The organism is Allocatelliglobosispora scoriae, assembly GCF_014204945.1.
Taxonomy (GTDB): Bacteria; Actinomycetota; Actinomycetes; order Mycobacteriales; family Micromonosporaceae; genus Allocatelliglobosispora; species Allocatelliglobosispora scoriae.
In genome coordinates, this window is sequence record NZ_JACHMN010000001.1 from 631,842 (window position 1) to 648,647 (window position 16,806).

Below are 16,806 nucleotides of genomic sequence, written 5' to 3' on the forward strand. Positions count from 1 at the left end.
GTTGCCTGTGGAAATCTATTGTGGCCGGATGAGCCCCGGAGCACGGTCGAGATCGTACGCGTCGGCTGGCGCCGTCGCGCTGTGCATCGCGCTGCTTGTCGGCGGCTGCACCGCGACACCCGCCGCCCAGCCCTCAGCCGCCCGACCGTCGCCGGGGCAGAGTGGCGCCCCGGCCGCGACCCAGCAGACCGTGGCCTTGCCGGTGGCTCGGTTAGCCGTCAAGCAGCACAATGTCGGTCACCTGTCGCTCTCGGGTGATCGGCTGGCGTTCACCTCCAGTGGCGAGGTGTGGCGGCACGGCACCGCCGACCGGGTGATGGTGATGGACCTCGTGTCCGGCAAGCGGCGGACCGTCGCCCGGACGGGATACCCGAACGGGATGATCGTCAGCCTGGCCGCGACCGGCGACCATGTCGTCTGGACCGAGCAGGTCAGGCCGGGCGACCCCGACCGCGGCTTCGCCGTCCCCTGGCGGATGCACCTGACCAACGTCGTGACCGGCACCGATCTGGTGATCGAGCAGAGTCCGAAGGACTCCCCGCCGCCCCAGCCGGTGGTGGCCCGGGACGGGCTGGTGGTCTGGGAAGGACAGGTGGTCTGGGACGACAACCAGGAGGCGGGTCGGACGGTCCACGCCTACTCGATCGCGGATCGGCGCCGCACCGTGCTCACCCTGGGTGGAGCGGGAGCCGATGTCAGCCAGGGATGGTTCACCTACGGCACCCACTGGCTCGGTGAGGTCCACGCGGTCCCTGCCACAGGCGGGCGAGCCGTTCGGCTGGACTCCCACGGCGGGGCCGTCAATCCGGCTGCGGCAGCGGGTCGGGTCGCCTGGTTCGAGGCCCAGCCCGCCCGCGATTACGGCACGATCTGGACCGCCCGGCTGCCGGGGTCCGATGGCGTTGCTCGAGCGGCGGTGCAGGTGGGCGCATATGCGACGGCGGATCTCTGCGTACCGGGCGAGGGGTTCGTGGTCTTTCACGGCAGCGACGGCCTGGTCGCGCGGACGGTCGGTGACACGGCCGTCGGCGAGCGCCTGCTCCTCGTCGCCGAGCCGCGGGCGATGCTGTCCATGGGCGTGAGCAGCGATGGGGATCGTGTCGCCTGGGCCGAGGCCGAGCAGAACGACTGGGACGAAGTCCCGACGACCGAGCTCGTCGTAGCCGAGATCTCCACCGCGCACAGCTGACGGAGCTCCGCGGCCGGTCGGCGACCGGCCGTCCACCCTGGCCGAGCCGGGTGAACGGCCGCACACCCCCTAAGGCATCCTAGGACAGTGATTACCGGTGGAAGAACGCCGCCGTCGACCAGGCGGACGAGCTCACCCAGTCGGTGACGTTGTTGCAGCCGTTGTGGGTGAATTGCGGGGTCCCCCGCTGGTGGGCGCCCCGGAACGTCATGGCCAGACCCTGACTGCTGCCGTAGATCGCCTGCACGATCGCGATGTGGCCGACCTGCGGCTCCTCGGTGCGGTCCCAGACCGCGATGTCGCCGACGCGGACGGTGGTGACGGACATCTTGGTGAAGCCTTCCTGCGGGAGGTAGGTCTCCCACAGGAAGGCGTCGCCGATGTGCGTCAGGGCGTACCGGGTCTTGACGTACTTCACGCATTCGCAGTAGGCCCCGTCCGCGGCCTGGGCAGGTACGACGGGCGCCACCGTCGTCAGGGTGTTGACGGCGGCGACCACCGCGAGGAGCAGTCCCCACCGCCGGACGGCGTTTCTATTTATTCTCATTCGTCGATGCTATGGATTCCCTGCCGCGGGATCAGCGCCCATTTCTGCACCTGAACCGCCGCAGCAGGTGGGCGGCGCTCACACCGGCCCGTCGACATTTCCGTCATGCCCGTCCGGAGCGGCGCCACCGGCCGCCGATACCCGTGGTGGACTCTCGTCAGCATGATCGATCAGGACGGGTGCTGTCGGCCCGGGCTCCGCCGATTCCGACCGCAGGGGCTCTAGCCTGCACAGATGGGTGTAGGGCGGCGGGACGTACTGAAGGCCGGCGCGGCAGGCGCCATGGTGCTCGGCGTCGGCGCGTGCGCTCCCCCGCCGACAGCGGCGACGGTGACCTCACCGACCACACCCGCGCCGGTGGTCGCGACGACCACGGCTCCGGTGGTCGGCGAGGTCCGCCACGGGCCGCGCGACCGCGCGCAGGTCGCGCTCACCTTCCACGGGCAGGGCGACCCGGGCCAGGTCGGCCGCCTGCTGGCCGTCCTCGCGGCGAGTGGTACGCGAACGACGGTCCTCGCCGTCGGCTCCTGGCTGGACGAGCAGCCGGAAAGCGCCGCCCGGGTCCTCGCCGGCGGTCACGAGCTGGGCAACCACACCCAGAACCACCTGGCGATCACCGAACTGGATGCCGGTGCCGCCTACGCCGAGATCGCCGCCTGCGCCCGGCGGCTGCGGACGCTGACCGGATCGATCGGTGCCTGGTTCCGGCCGTCGCAGACGCCGACCGCCACCCCGCTGATCCTGGCGCAGGCGAAGCGGGCGGGCTACCCGGCCTGCCTCTCCTATGATGTGGACTCGCTCGACTACACCGATCCCCCGCCCGCGCAGGTGGTCGGGACGGTGCTGGAGCTCGCCCGGCCCGGCTCGATCATCAGCCTCCACTTCGGACACGAGACGACGGTCGAGGCGATGCCGGGCATCCTGGCCGGGCTGGCCGGACGCGGGCTGCGGCCGGTGACCGCGAGCGAGCTGTTCGCCTGAGACCGACTCTTCAAGAGTTGCGGCGATCGTGGGCGACGGATCGGCCAATCCTGCAACTGTGGGGATCCACGGGCGGGCGGGAGAAACCCCCGCACCAGAACATATCTACATTCGTCGCTGCAAATAGAGGCGTGAACGGCGGCGACGCGGAATTTCCCGGTTGACGGATGTTCCGGGCGGGTTTACCGTCGGTGCGGAAAGCGCTTTCCGAGGTCCTTTGTCGTCGCCCGAACGGCACGGTCCGCGCTCCGCTCCCGTCTCCCGAAAGGACACCCATGAGATTGCTCGCGCTCTCTCACCGACGCCGCTTCGTCGCCGCGCTGGCGACAGCAGCGGCCGTGACGGCGATGACCGTCGTCGCCGGCTCCGTCATGCTGACGCCCGCCAGCGCCGCCACCCTGTTCAGCGCCGACTTCGAATCCGGCTCCAGCGGCTGGTCGAAGTCCGGCGGCGACTGGACCCTCGTCGCCGACGGCTCGCAGACCTTCCAGCAGTCCAACACCGGCACCGACCGGGCCCGCCAGTTCGCGGGCAGCACCAGCTGGACCAATTACACGGTCCAGGCCCGCGTCAAGCCGCTCGGCTTCGGCTCCGGCGGCGTCTCCGCCCTGGTGGCCCGGTCCAACGGCGCCACCACGATGTACCGCCTCGCGCTGACCGGCGCCAACCGGGTCGAGCTGCAGTACATGAACGGCTCCACGATCACCGTCCTGGCCGGAGTGTCCCGGACCGTCGCCACCGGCACCTGGTACACGCTGCGCATCACCGCCAGCGGGTCCTCGATCAGCGGCTACATCGACGGCACTCTCATCGGCACCGCCACCAACAGCGCGATCAGCGCCGGGCGGATCGGCCTGTTCACCGGCTACGCCAGCGCTCGCTTCGACGACGTCCTGGTCACCGACAGCACCACCACCCCGCCCAGCAGCCCGGCACCGTCGGCGAGTTCCTCCACGCCGACGAGCCCGTCGCCGTCGCCCAGCAGCGCGTCGCCGTCGCCGAGCACCAGCCAGCCGCCGTCCAGCGCGCTCTACGTGGCACCGAACGGTGTCGCGGGTGCCGCCGGGACGATCACGAACCCGACGACGCTCGCCTCGGCGATCACCCGCGTCACCGCGGGCGGGACGATCTTCATGCGCGGCGGGACCTACAGCTTCTCCTCGACGGTCACCATCGAGACCGGCAACAACGGCACGTCGAGCGCCCGCAAGAAGCTCACGGCGTACCAGAGTGAGATCCCGATTTTGAACTTCTCGGCGCAAGCCGAGGACCCGGCCAACCGCGGGCTCGCGGTGAACGGCAACTACTGGCACGTCTACGGCCTGATCGTCGAGCGCGCCGGTGACAACGGCATCTTCGTCAGCGGCAGCAACAACATCCTCGAGCGCACCATCACGCGCTACAACCGCGACACCGGCCTGCAGCTGTCCCGGACGCTCTCCACCACCCCGAAGGCGGACTGGCCGGCCAACAACCTGATCCTGAGCGCGGAGTCGCACGACAACGCCGACTCCGACGGTGAGGACGCGGACGGCTTCGCCGCGAAGCTCACCGTCGGCTCCGGCAACGTCTTCCGCTACGCCGTGTCGCACAACAACATCGACGACGGCTGGGACCTCTACACCAAGACCGACACCGGCGCGATCGGCGTGGTGACGATCGAGGACTCCCTCGCCTACAACAACGGCACCCTGAGCAACGGCGGCCAGGCGGGCGCCGGTGACCGCAACGGCTACAAGCTCGGCGGCGAGGACATCGCGGTCAACCACATCGTGCGCCGCAGCATCGCCTACAACAACGGCAAGCACGGGTTCACCTACAACAGCAACCCGGGCAGCATGACGATCACGGACAACGTCAGCATCAACAACTCCGAGCGCAACTTCTCGTTCGACGCTGGCAGCTCGGTGTTCCGCGGCAACACGTCGTGCCGCAGCGGCAGCGGGACCAACGACCGGATCGTCGGCAACTCCGACTCGTCCAACCAGTTCTGGTCGGGGACGAACGGGAGCCGGTGCTCCGCGTATGCAGGTGCGCTGCACTGGTCGTTCGCCTCGGACGGCCGGCTCGTGGTGACGTTCGGCTGACCCGCCTCGGCGGCACCGGGACGGTTGGCGTCCATGCGCCAGGCGCAGGCCACAGCATGCCCACTGGCCTAATAGTGGCAATCTGATCGACCAAAGCGGAGTTCCTGGTCTCGAGGGTGTCTTGGAGTGACTCACCTCGATACCGGAACTCCGCTCTGGTCTACCTGCGCTACACGCCGTCTTGACAACCAGCGCGCCGCCCTCACCGAGCGGCGTTGGGACTAGCGCAACGCGTTCACCGGCGACCCGAGTACAGCTGCGTCACGTGCTCGGCGCTGAGCTCGTAGCCGTATAGCCGGAAGTCGTCGATCAGTCCGTCGAACCGGGGGTCGCCCCAGCTCGTCCCGCCGATGAAGTTGGCCGTGGTGGTGTCTCCAACGCCCACGTTGCCGATGCCGATGGGAAAGTTGGTACGGGTGCCCTGGAGCACGCCGTTGAAGTAGATCTTGCCGGTGGAGCCGTTCATCGTGAACACCACATGGGTCCACTGGTTGAGCGGCAGGTCCCGGCCGGAGCCGAGCGTGAGGCGCTCCTGCGCCGGGTTTCCCGCCGCCTTGAAGGTGGCTCCGAAGCCGGTGGTTCCGCTGTTCGTGCCCGACTGGAGCAGGAAGAACGTGTCCGTGCTGCTGCCGATCTGCAGCAGCGGCACCCAGTTCGGGAGGGTGTCGGGACGCGCCCAGAAGGACACGGCGAACTGGTTGGCCAGTCCGGCCTGGATGTTGTCGGGCAGCCTGACCTGGTTGCCGGAGCTCGCGGCGCCGCCCGGCAGGTTCACCGCGCTACCGAACCGGCCGGCCGCCCAGGACGTCGTACCCTGCAGCGCGGCCGCACCGATCGACGCCTTCGCGCCCGAGTTCCCGGCGGCGGTGCCGGTGTTCTCGTTGAAGGTGTAGCGCACTGCGCTGCCCTCGTTGTACATCGCCGTCACCTGCGAAGCGTTCAGCGTCGACGAGGTGTACACCCGGACGTCGTCGATCAGCCCGTCGAACGGGGCGTCGCCGCAGCCGTTGCGGCCCAGCCAGTTGTTGGCCGTCGGGCCGATGCCGGTCATGGTGACGGTCAGGTCGGAACGGCTCGCGATCGCCGCGCCGTTGAGGTACAGCGTGCCGGTCGAGCCCTGCCGGGTGAACGCGACGTGGTTCCACTGGTTGGCGACCACGTCCCGGACGGGATTGGCGTACACCCGCTCCTCGGGACCGGTCTTCGCCTTGAAGCTGGCGGCGAGCCCGGTGTTGCCGCTGATCTGGGTCTGCATCTGGATGTGGAAGTAGCTCCCGGCGCCGCCGAGCCCGTCACCGATGTGGAACATGCTGGTCCAGTTGCTCTTGGTATCGGGACGCACCCAGAACCCGACGGTGAAGTTCGCCGCGTTCTGCAGCAGGTTGTCCGGCAGGTCGACCGCGTTGGCGGTGCTGCCGCCGGGCAGGTTGACCGCTTTGCCGAGGATGCCGTTGGTGGACCAGCCGGTGGTCCCGGTCAGCACGGCCGAGCCTTCGTCGGCCACCAGGAGGACTTCTACACCTCCACCGTGAACCACGGGGCATCACCCACCTGGTGGTACTACGACCGCTGTTCCTACGTCTGACCGGCCTGCCCGGGATCACGCCCGGCCGGGATGACGATGCTCCACGATCGGCGACGTAGCGCCGATCCCGTCGCACGCACCTCATACGGGTACGCGTACGACGGGATCGGCCGGTGTCAGTTCACCGTGATCACCACGCTGCTGGAGTGGGTCGCCCCGGCACTGTCGGTCAGCGTCATCCACGCCGTGTAGGTGCCCTTGCGGCTGTAGACGTGGCTCGCCGTCGCGGCGTGCACGGTCGCCGTGTTGTCGCCGAAGGACCACTGCCGCTCCACGATGGTCCGCCCGGGCGGAGCCGTCGCGGTGCTGCTGAAGGCGACGGTGAGCGGCCCGGTGCCGGTGGCCGGGGTGGCGCTCACCGAGAGCGTGGCACCCGTCTCGGCCTTGACTCCGGCTCCGTTGAACCGCAGCCAGTCCAGCGCCATGATGTCCGGGTCACCGGTCTGGCCGGACTTCACGAACTTCAGGTAGAGCGTGAACGTGCCACCCGGGTTGGTCAGCGGGACCGTCGGCGACACGATGCTGTCGTAGCTGCCGGTGACCGGGATCGTCGCCGTACCGAGCAGGGTTCCGGTGGGCGAGCCGTTGCGGAACTCGATCGTGCCGCCGGTCCCGCCGGAGCTGGCGCCGACCACGACGCCGCCGATGCCCTGCAGGTTGACCGGGCCGAAGTTGATCCACTCCCCGTTGTCGATGTCGCCGAGGCGCCGGCCCGCCTGCGCGGTCGCCCGGTCGAGGACCGAGATCCCGGACGCGGCGTCGAAGTTCTCGGCCTCGGTGCTGCGGGGCTGCAGCTGGACCTGCACGGACCCGACGAGCGCGGGCACTGCCCCGGTCGCACCGCCGTCGGTGTACTGGGCGCTGATCAGGGTGAACAGGTCGGTCCCGGCGCCGTGCCCGTCGCCGCCGCCGGACTCGGTGACCAGCGTTCCGCTGCAGCCGATGTAGTTGTCCATGGGGTGGGCGTGCGAGTCGTGGCCGAGCAGGGTCTGCACCACGACCCGGTTGCAGTCGATCACCGCGTCCTCCGGGTCGGTGACGGTCACCGTGTAGGGGATGCGGTCGCCGAACTCGAAGAACCCGCCGTGGGGCACGTTGATCGTGACGGTGGGACGGGTGTTGCCGACGGTGATCTCGGTGCTCGCGACGCCGGTCAGGCCGCCCACGCCGGTCACGGTCAGCCGGGCGTTGAAACGACCCTTCGCGGGGTACGTGTAGGACGGGTTCGCGGCGGTGGAGTCGACGGTGCCGTTGCCGTCGAAGTCCCAGGCGTAGCTCGTCGCCCCAGTCGATCCGGTGCTGGCGAAGGTGACCGCCAGCGGCGACGGGCCGTTGTCGCGGCTCGCGGTGATCTTCGCGACCGGAGGCAGCCCGTTGGCGACGTAGTCGATCCGGTAGATCCCGGCGCCCTCGTTGGAGCCGCCCCGACCGCTGCCGGAGCCCGCACCGAAGTCGATCACATAGAGCGACCCGTCGGGCCCGAACTCGGCCTCGAAGGGCTGGATCCAGGTCATCCCGCTGAAGATGCCGTTGATGGACTGCAGCGAGCCGACGGTGGTGGCGCCGAAACGGGGGTCGGTGAAGGTCTGGGCCGTCTTGTGGACCGAGAGCGTCTTCCACCACTGGCGGGTCAGCTCGTAGACGATCCACTTGTTCTCGAAGTACTCGGGGAACTTCGACAGTCGCGGGTTCGCCGGGTCGTAGTCGTAGACCGGGCCGCTCATCGGTCCGCCGCCGCCGGTGCCGACCTCCGGGAACTGGGTGGAGGCGGAGTAGGCGTACCAGACCAGGGCGCTGCGGGCGGCGGGCAGGGTGGCGAGGCCGGTGTTGTTGGGCGAGTTGTTGGCCGGTGCCGCGCAGTTGAACTTCGGTCCCGAGGTGCTGGTGGCGAAGTTGTAGTCGTTGAACGCGATGTTGTTGCCGATGCAGTAGGGCCAGCCGTAGTTGCCCGCGCTGGTGATCCGGTTGAACTCGACCGTCCCCTCCGGACCGCGGTTGGCGTTCGCCGCCGACGCGTCGGGTCCGTAGTCGGCGACGAGCACGGCGTTGGTGAGCGGGTCGATGGTGACGCGGAACGGGTTGCGCAGGCCCATGGCGTACACCTCGGGCCTGGTCTTGGCCGTGCCCGGCGCGAAGAGGTTGCCGGTCGGGATGGTGTAGGTGCCGTCGGCCTGCGGGCGGATCCGCAGGATCTTGCCGCGCAGGTCGTTGGTGTTGCCCGCGGTGCCCTGGGCGTCGAACGCGCGGTGCCCGGCCCGCTCGTCGATCGGGGTGTAACCACTGGACTCGAACGGGTCGGTGTTGTCGCCGATCCCGGCGTAGAGGTTGCCGTCCTTGCCCATGGCGATGGAGCCGCCCATGTGCGAGTTGGCGCGCGCCTCACCGCGCAGGGTCGGGATGGCGAGCAGCCGCTTCTCGGAGCTGATCGCGATCGTCGAGCCGGTCACGGTGAAGCGCGACAGGTTGAGCTGGTTGAGCGTCTTGTCCGACCACAGGAGATAGAGCCAGTTGTTGGTGGCGAAGTTGTTGTCCAGGGTCAGGCCGAGCAGCCCGTCGGACTGGCTGGTCTGGGCCGGGGTGTAGGCGAAGTCGATCAGCGTGGTGACGGCGAGCGTGGCCTGGTCGATCACCTTCACCGCGCCGGTGCGCTGGATGTAGAAGACGCGGCGGTCGGGCGCGACGGCGAGCTCGAACGGGTCGGCGAGGTCGGCGGTGACCAGCGGGACCCGCTGGAACTGGCCGTTCTGGGTGGCGCTGCAGTCGCCGGCGGCGGCACCTGCGGCCCACTCGATGCCCCAGCGCAGGTGGTCGAGGAAGAACGGCTCGCTGAACGAGGAGATGCTGTGCCCGCCGGCGGTGAACCAGGACCGGCCCCCGTCGTAGTTCTGGCACCACGAGTAGGCCTGGTCGACGCCCTCGTCGAGGCCGTTGATGCCGTCGCGGACCTTGACCTGGGCGAGGGTGTGCACGCGGCCGGTCGGGTTGGTCTTCCAGTTGTACCACTCCTCGCTGCGTTCCCACAGCTCAGGAAGGTTCTTCGTGGACGGGTGCGCCCGGTCGAGGACCTTGATCCGGCCGGGGAAGACGCCGCCGGTGGCGCTGAAGTCCGGGTGGTAGTCGAAGATCGTGCCGACGAGGCCGTCGTACCAGGTCCAGTCGCGCTCGCTGGCGGACGCCGCGTGCAGGCCGACCCAGCCGCCGCCGGCCCGGATGAAGTTCTGCAGGGCCAGGCGCTGGGCCGCGTTGAGCAGGTCGCCGGAGCCGGGGATCGAGTTGGTGTTGTTGAAGACCAGCGCGTCGAACCGGGCGAGGTTGGCGTCGGTGAACGCGGCGGCGTCGGTGGTCGCCTCGACCTCGAAGTTGTTGGCGGCGCCGAGCTGCTGGACGGCGGTGACACCGGCCGGGATCGAGTCGTGGTAGAAGTTCGTGACCTTGGAGAAGACCAGCACGCGGAATCGCGGTGCGGCGGCGGCGGGGCTGCCCACGGAGGTCGACAGCACCAGGGCGGCGACGGCGGCGAGGGCGGGCAGGAGTGTGCGGCGGCGGCTCATTCGGGCGCTCCCATGAGGGGGACGGATGGGATTGACGCATCCGGTCGCCGAACCGAGGGCACCATCCTATGCATACCATCAATCACCGTCAATACTGGTGGCGGCGGTGAATACGTGGTAGGAATTCTCCAATTACACCGATGCTCGTGAAGATTTCTTCCCCGGAGGACCTGGATGAGAAGAACCGTGGCGGGTCTCGCCGTCCTCGTGGCCGCGCTGACCGGGGTTCCCGCGTCCGCCGCTCCCCTCCCGGCCGTCCCGCAGGCACCGCTGGCCGCGGTCGGGCCCCAGCCCGGGACCTATGTGGGCAAGGGCTTCGACACCTGCACGGCACCGTCGCAGTCGGCCATGAACGCATGGCGGGCCGGCTCCCCCTACCGGGCCGTCGGCATCTACATCAGCGGCGGCAGCCGATCGTGCGCCCAGCCCAACCTGACCGCGACCTGGGTGGCGAACCAGACCGCCAACGGCTGGCACCTGATCCCGATCGAGCTCGGCCGCCAGGCCCCCTGCGGCACCCGCCAGCCGAAGATGTCGAGCACCCCGTCGACCGCGCGGGCCGAGGGCGCCACCGCCGCGTCGAGCGCGGTGAACGCCGCAGCGGCCCTGGGCATCGGCGCGGGCAGCACGATCTACAACGACATCGAGCAGTACCCGTCGACCGCGTCGTGCAAGGCCGCCGTGCTCTCCTACCTGTCCGGCTGGACGCAGCGGCTGCACGCGCTCGGCTACCTGTCGGGGATGTACTCCAGCGGGTCGTCCGGTGTGAAGGATGTCTGCTCCGCCTACAACGACAGCTCCTACATCCGGCTCGACCACCTGTGGATCGCCTGGTGGAACGGGGTCGCCAACACCGACGGCGGCTCCTACTGCCCGGCCACCGCCTACGCCGACCACCAGCGCCTGCACCAGTACGCCGGCGACGTCACCGAGACCTGGGGCGGCGTCACGATGAACATCGACCGCAACTACCTCGATGTCGCGGGCGGCGGGACCCAGCCGCCGCCGGCCTGGAGCACGATCGTCGACGACACCACCGCCGGCGGGTTCACGGCGAGCGCCAACTGGGGCACGTCGAGCTACTCCGGCCAGCGTTACGGCACCGGCTACCGCTTCGCCGACCCGGTGGCGAGCAGCGACGTGGCCTGGTTCGCCGCCAGCACCCCGGCACTCGCCTCCTACGAGGTCGCGGTCTGGTACCCGGCCGACGCCGGCTACAACGACTCGACGCCGTTCATCATCGCGACCTCGGGCGGCAACCAGACCGTACGGGTGAACCAGCGGGTCAACGGCGGTCGGTGGGTGACGCTGGGCGTGTTCACCCTCGCCGCCGGGGACGGCGACAAGGTCGGGGTGAGCCGGTGGACCAGCGGGACGGGCTACGTCATCGCCGACGCCGTCCGGCTCACCCGGGTCTGACCTGCCGTCGGCGTCACACTCGGGCCGGCGCGGTGGCGAGCGCCGGCTCCGCCGCCGCGATCGGCGCCTGCGCCGGTGGACGCCGACGGACCAGGACCACGCCGACCACGGTGAACAGCACCATCGTCACGATCGAGCTGGGTACGGGTGAGGCGAGCACATCACCGTGGCCGGTGAAGGTGAGGTGCCCGTTGACGAGCAGCGGGGTCACGATGGCGTTGGAGACGCTGTGCAGCAGCACGGCGAGGCCGGTGGTGATCCCGACGCCGACCGCGACCGCGGAGACGAGCGGGTAGAGGACCGCGGCACCGGCGAACCAGCCGACCGGGTGGCGGAAGCGCAGCGTGAATCCCAGCGGCCCAGCGCTGTCGCGTGAGGCGATGTAGAGCACGAGTGCCACCAGGGCGGGAAGGGCGATGAAGACCGCGAGGCCGGCCGTGCCGCCGCTGTCGCTGGTGGCGACGCCGGTGGTGAGCTCGGCGCCGCTGCCGAGGTCGATGAGCACGCCGAGCCAGCCCGCGCCGATCGCGGCGAGCGCGAAGATCGTGAAGTTCAGCCGGGCCCGCCGGGGACGCGGTGGGGTGGTGCTGCTCATGAGGATGCTCCTGTGTCTGGGGTGACGGCGTCGAGGGAGGCGAGGCCTTCGGCGGCCCAGTCGGCCGAGGCGCGGGCCTGACGGATTCCGGCCAGGATGGTCAGCCGGATGTAGGGCCAGTCCGGGGTGTGCCCTTCGGCTGCGGTGAGCTCGACGAGCAGTCCTTCGAGCTCGGCGAGCCGGACCTGCGCCTGGGTCTGTGCCTGGCGCAGCAGGTCGGCGCAGCGCTGCGGGCCCAGGGCGCGCCCGAAGAACAGGCGCAGCAGCAGCCCGTTGCGGGGCGGCGACTCCTGCACCGGCTCGTCGAGCAGGTCGCGCAGCCGGGCCCGGCCTGAGGCGGTGATCGTGAAGGTGGACGACCGTGCCCGCTGACCGCCCTCGCGGATGACGTGGCCGTCCGCTTCGAGGGCGTAGAGGGTGGGGTAGATCTGCCCGAAGCTCTCGTTCCAGAAATGTCCCAGCACGTCCCGGATCGCCTCACGCAGCGCGTATGCCGTCATTGGCTCCATGCGAAGACCCGAAGGCCGCAGCCACGAAATCCATCTCCGTCCGGCTCGCCTGGGGATTGCCGCGCATATTCCGTTCCGCGCAGCGGAACAACCTCTTGCCGAGCGTCGATCACCCCGCATAGCGTCCCGTTGACAATTGAATTCGAAAGGAGATTTCATGCTCCTCACATCCGCGCCTCGGTCACGCCTCGCCGCTCTCATCGCGACGGCCGCCGCCACCGCATTCCTCATCCTTCCCACTCCCGCCCACGCCAGCAGTTCGTGCGCCGCCGAGAACATCTGCCTCTGGACCGGAGCGAACTACACCGGCACGAAGACGAGCTACGACTACAGCTCGTTCTTCGGGTCGACGTTCTGCATCTCCACGCCGTTCCGCTCCCTGAAGATCGGCGGCGGACCGCACGCCACCCTCGTCGCCACCAGCGCATACCAGGGCACGGCGTGCTCCGTGCTGGGAGGTTTGCAGCGGGAGGACGACCTCTCCCTCTTCGGCGACCCGGTCGACAACCCGTCCTTCACCTTCGGGCCGGCCCTATCGCTGTCGGGGCTCGTCGTCACGTGACATCCCATTGATTAATGCCGAGCCCACTCGTATCCGTACGAGTCGGCTCGGCACCAGTAATCGCCAGCTATCCTGGCGGGGAAATGGATGTCCAGTGACCGGCGCCCACGACGACTGGCCCGCGGCCGGCGAGCCGCTGGATCTCGTCCGGCATGAATCGCCGCACGAATCCAGCGGAATCGAATGGTGGTACCTCAACGCGCATCTGCGCGACGACGCCGGGCAGGAGACGACCCTGGCGGCGGCGTTCTTCCGCTTCGCCTGGCGTGATGCCGGCACTGGCTCGATCCGGCGCGGCCATGCCGTGCACTGGACCGTCGGCTCGGCGGCGCGGTCCGGCGGCACCAGCCGTGCCTTCCTGGACGACGGAGCGGCGGCGGGCCTGCGGGAGAGCATCCGCACGACCGGGTCGCTCGACCCCTACGTGCGCCGGGCGATGCTGCCGCTGATCGAAGACGGCCGCGTCCTGCTCCCGGATCTGCCGCTGCCCGGCCCCGTCCGGATCGCCGAAGACCGGTTGGCGCTGCGGTACGCCGACGTCGCCTCGCTCGAATCGGCCGGCCCAGGCGTCTACGACCTGCGTCTTCGGCACGGCGACGACCCGGAGATCACGCTGCGGCTCCATGCCCGCAAGCAGGCCCACCGGTACGGCGACGACGGCATCGTGCCAGGTCGGCGGGGTGACGGCGCGGACGCGATGTTCTACTACAGCGTCACCCGGCTGGACGTCAGCGGCGCCATCACCCCCGCCGGGACCGCCGGAGGACGGGCCGTGACCGGCACAGCGTGGTACGACCACGAGTTCGGCGGCCCCATCCAAGCCCCCGGCAGCGCCACCGGGGGCGCGACGACGGCGTGGGAGTGGACCAGCATCCATCTCGACGACGGCCGTGACCTCAGCCTCTACGACCTGTGGAATGTCGTCGGCACTAACCGCACATCCGCCCACAGCAGCTCGCTGTTCGTGGACTCGGCCGGCGATCCGATGCGGCTCGCAGCTCATCGGTTGACGGTCGACCGGGTGTGGGTGTCGACGGCCACCTTCAACGAGTACCCCGTACGGTGGCGCTACGAATGGCCCGGCGGCGACATCCTGGAGATAACCGCCGTCGGCGACGACCACGAGGTGCGGTCGGTGACCGCAGGATTCAGCCGGGGCTACTGGGAAGGCCCGGTGACCGTGACGGGGCGGCTGGGCGGGGAGCCCGTCCACGGCGAGGGCTTCTGCGAGACGAAGCCCGCCACTCGCCTCACCTCGATCGAGTCCTTCCTCGCCCAGGTCGGCAAAGAGGTCAGGGTGCAGGTCAGAGAGCTCTACCCGGATCAGGTGGACGCGGACTTCATCGCCAGCTTCGCCGACGTCGACCCCGACGACGACCGCCTGCGCAGCGTGGACACCGACGCCGCGGTCCGCTCATTGATCGCACCGGTCCGGCACATCACCGATCAGCCGGGCAAGTCGTGGCGGTCCTTCCTCATGTTCGCCGCGATCGACGCGTGCGGACGGCTCGACGAGGAGCACCGGCCGCTGCTGGGCGCCTGCGAACTCCTCCACACCGGTTCGCTGATCATCGACGATGTGGAGGACGCCTCGGCGACCAGGCGCGGGGTTCCCGCCGCGCACCTGCGGTACGGCATCGCCCACGCCGTCAACTCCGGCACCGCGGCGTACTTCGCCTTCGACCATGTGCTCCGCGGCATGACCCGCACGGATGCGCAGACCACGGCACGGGTTCAGCGCCTGTTCCTCGGCGCGCTGCGCGCCGCGCACACCGGTCAGGCACTCGACCTCGCCGACCCGACCGGCGGCCTCGACCCGGCCGCGCCGCACGCCGATCGGATCCTCGCGACCCACTGGCTCAAGACCGGCGTACCGGCCGGGGCGTTCGCGCGCATCGGCGCGCTGCTCGGCGGCGGCACCGAGGACCAGCAGCGCGCGCTCGGGCGTCTGGGCGAAGCCATCGGTGTGGGATATCAGATCGCCGACGACGTCCTCGACCTCACCGGCATCCTGGGCCGGACCGAAGGCTCCGATATCGAGTACCTGTGGCGAGCCGCGGGCGACGACCTGAAGAACGGCAAGCTCACCTACCCCGTGGCGGTCGCCCTCGCCCGGACCGGCGCGGCGGGCAAGGCCGAGATCCTGCGGCTGCTGGGCCCCGACGCCGACCGTGCGGACGCGCTCGACCGGCTCGCCGACATCATCAACGGCTGCGGCGCCGTCGAGGAGAGCCTGCGGCGGGCGGCCGACATCATCGACCGGGCGTGGGACACATCCCAGGCGGCGCTGCGCGACAGCGACATCAAGGCGATGGTCCGGGCCTTCAGCTGGTACGCCGTGGAACGGGCCGCGCCCGGCTCGTCGGTACGGGAGGTGGCCTGATGACCGTGGGTTGCGTCGTTCCGGTCTGCACCGTTGCCCAGTGGCAGCTCGACGAGACCTGCCACCAGCTCGCCGATCACGTCGGCCGCTTCGTCGTGGTGCAGAACGACGATCCGCCGGTGCCGTCGCTGACCGCGCCGGGCCCCGACACCACCCTGCTCCGACTGGCGGGCCGCGCCGGCAAGGCGGAGGCATACCGGCAGGGCCTCGCCGAGCTGCTGCGCGATCCCGAGATCTCCATCGTCGCCCAGGTCGACGGCGATCTCGACCTGCCGCTGCACTACCTGCCGGACCTGATCTCACAGGTGCGGTCGGCGAGCGGCCCGGAGATGGCGATAGCCAACCGGTACGCGGCTGAGGGCAGCCGCCACGACGATCACCGCGTCACCGTGACCGACGGCCTCGCCGGTGTCGTCCGCGCCGCCACCGGCTACCAGCTCGTCGACGTGCAGGCCGGCATGCGCGTCTACCGGCGCGGGCTCGCCGAGACGTTCGCCCGCGAGTCGACCAGCTTTGGCTACGGGCTGGAGTTGGAGCAGCTCTTCCTCGCCGCCCGGGAGCGCGCGACGGTGGTCGAGGTCCCGGCCGCCTACCGGACCCAGGCGACCAGCACCGCAGCGGAGAAGATCGAGGACAACTTCGCGGTGATCTTCACTTATCTCGGCGTCCACCTGCCGTCCGCCCAGCGGATCGCGCTGCACCAGATCATGGCCGGGATCAAACGGCGGCAGAGCTTCGACCTCGACGCGACGGTCTTCGGCCTCAGCGGAACCCTGCGCTACACCTTCGTGGGGCGTGCCGAGGACGACGAGGACTCCTACCGGGTGCTGCACGTCGACGCCCAGCGCGGTGCCGGGGCCACGCGGTAGACGGAGAAGACGAAGTCCGCGCAGACCAGCTGGCACGCGGTGCACCGGGTGCGGCCTCCAGACCGTGATAGGCGCCTATACATCAGGAATCCTTCCCGACGGGAGCGCTGGATATCATCCGGCCCCGTGCATCGGCCCGCCACTTCGCGTCGGTCGGCATCGAGCGGGGCGACGCCATCTTCGGGACTTCACCGCGTGATCGCAATAGTGCGTTCCGCTGGACGGAACACCGCCCGGCACGGTCTGGCTGCGCTCCGTTGCCGACAGGCTGCGCTGCCGTCCATCGGTATTCCGCCAGACGGAACCCTTCGTTGTGCGACAGCCAGGCATGATCTAACACTGCGGAGATGAACCGTTCACGTCCTCTCCTCGCCGTCGCACTGGCCCTTTCTGCCGTTGCGGGGACGGCCGTGTCCGCCGCATCGCCGGCTGCCGCCAGCCTGGGCAGGTCACCTGCACCGGCAGCAACTACACCACCTTCTCGCCCAGGATCACCCACCAGACCGGCACGGTCACCATCAACTCGGCT

12 protein-coding genes are annotated in these 16,806 nt (G+C 69.7%); 7 read left to right on the forward strand and 5 right to left on the reverse strand.

Going from position 1 to position 16,806, the window contains the following annotated elements; all coding sequences use genetic code 11:
- Positions 1 to 28 precede the first annotated feature (28 nt).
- The gene (locus F4553_RS02950; protein ID WP_184831692.1) at positions 29 to 1,189 is read left to right on the forward strand and encodes a hypothetical protein; all 1,161 of its coding nucleotides are present in this window, start codon (positions 29 to 31) and stop codon (positions 1,187 to 1,189) included.
- 91 nt (positions 1,190 to 1,280) lie between these two features.
- Here the strand turns inward: F4553_RS02950 and F4553_RS02955 are convergent, their stop codons facing one another.
- Positions 1,281 to 1,736 carry a CHAP domain-containing protein gene (locus F4553_RS02955; RefSeq protein WP_184831694.1) on the reverse strand — a complete coding sequence of 152 codons (456 nt, stop codon included), beginning with the start codon at positions 1,734 to 1,736 and terminating at the stop codon, positions 1,281 to 1,283.
- 234 nt (positions 1,737 to 1,970) lie between these two features.
- Between F4553_RS02955 and F4553_RS02960 the strand changes: the two genes are divergently transcribed.
- Together F4553_RS02960 and F4553_RS02965 are read left to right on the forward strand one after the other, a co-directional pair.
- On the forward strand, positions 1,971 to 2,717 hold the full coding sequence (locus tag F4553_RS02960) for a polysaccharide deacetylase family protein (RefSeq protein WP_184831696.1): 747 nt from the start codon (positions 1,971 to 1,973) through the stop codon (positions 2,715 to 2,717).
- 275 nt (positions 2,718 to 2,992) lie between these two features.
- Positions 2,993 to 4,804, forward strand: a complete 1,812-nt coding sequence (locus tag F4553_RS02965) for a right-handed parallel beta-helix repeat-containing protein (protein WP_246465804.1) — start codon at positions 2,993 to 2,995, stop codon at positions 4,802 to 4,804.
- A gap of 235 nt (positions 4,805 to 5,039) precedes the next feature.
- Here F4553_RS02965 and F4553_RS02970 read toward each other — a convergent pair whose 3' ends face one another.
- Both F4553_RS02970 and F4553_RS02975 read right to left on the reverse strand, forming a co-directional pair.
- Positions 5,040 to 6,308 carry a LamG domain-containing protein gene (locus tag F4553_RS02970; RefSeq protein ID WP_221469666.1) on the reverse strand — a complete coding sequence of 423 codons (1,269 nt, stop codon included), beginning with the start codon at positions 6,306 to 6,308 and terminating at the stop codon, positions 5,040 to 5,042.
- Positions 6,309 to 6,505: 197 nt separating this feature from the next.
- Entirely contained in the window at positions 6,506 to 9,940 is a 3,435-nt protein-coding gene (locus tag F4553_RS02975) for a ThuA domain-containing protein (RefSeq protein ID WP_184831699.1), read from the reverse strand.
- 174 nt (positions 9,941 to 10,114) lie between these two features.
- On the opposite strand from F4553_RS02975, the gene F4553_RS02980 reads away from it, so the two are divergent.
- A complete protein-coding gene (locus F4553_RS02980) occupies positions 10,115 to 11,359 on the forward strand; it encodes a glycoside hydrolase domain-containing protein (RefSeq protein WP_184831702.1) in 1,245 nt (414 codons plus the stop codon).
- A 13-nt stretch (positions 11,360 to 11,372) separates the two neighbouring features.
- On the opposite strand, the gene F4553_RS02985 is transcribed toward F4553_RS02980, so the two are convergent.
- Entirely contained in the window at positions 11,373 to 11,954 is a 582-nt protein-coding gene (locus tag F4553_RS02985) for a hypothetical protein (protein ID WP_184831704.1), read from the reverse strand.
- Positions 11,951 to 12,454 carry a PadR family transcriptional regulator gene (locus F4553_RS02990; protein ID WP_246465805.1) on the reverse strand — a complete coding sequence of 168 codons (504 nt, stop codon included), beginning with the start codon at positions 12,452 to 12,454 and terminating at the stop codon, positions 11,951 to 11,953. The genes F4553_RS02985 and F4553_RS02990 overlap by 4 nt, the downstream gene beginning before the upstream one ends.
- Before the next feature lie 166 nt (positions 12,455 to 12,620).
- Here F4553_RS02990 and F4553_RS02995 point away from each other — a divergent pair, with 166 nt between their 5' ends.
- From F4553_RS02995 to F4553_RS03005, 3 genes are all read left to right on the forward strand, one after another.
- Positions 12,621 to 13,025 carry a peptidase inhibitor family I36 protein gene (locus F4553_RS02995; RefSeq protein WP_184831713.1) on the forward strand — a complete coding sequence of 135 codons (405 nt, stop codon included), beginning with the start codon at positions 12,621 to 12,623 and terminating at the stop codon, positions 13,023 to 13,025.
- A gap of 94 nt (positions 13,026 to 13,119) precedes the next feature.
- On the forward strand, positions 13,120 to 15,408 hold the full coding sequence (locus F4553_RS03000; RefSeq protein WP_184831715.1) for a lipocalin-like domain-containing protein: 2,289 nt from the start codon (positions 13,120 to 13,122) through the stop codon (positions 15,406 to 15,408).
- A complete protein-coding gene (locus F4553_RS03005; protein ID WP_184831717.1) occupies positions 15,408 to 16,277 on the forward strand; it encodes a glycosyltransferase family protein in 870 nt (289 codons plus the stop codon). The genes F4553_RS03000 and F4553_RS03005 overlap by 1 nt, the downstream gene beginning before the upstream one ends.
- Positions 16,278 to 16,806: the final 529 nt, after the last annotated feature.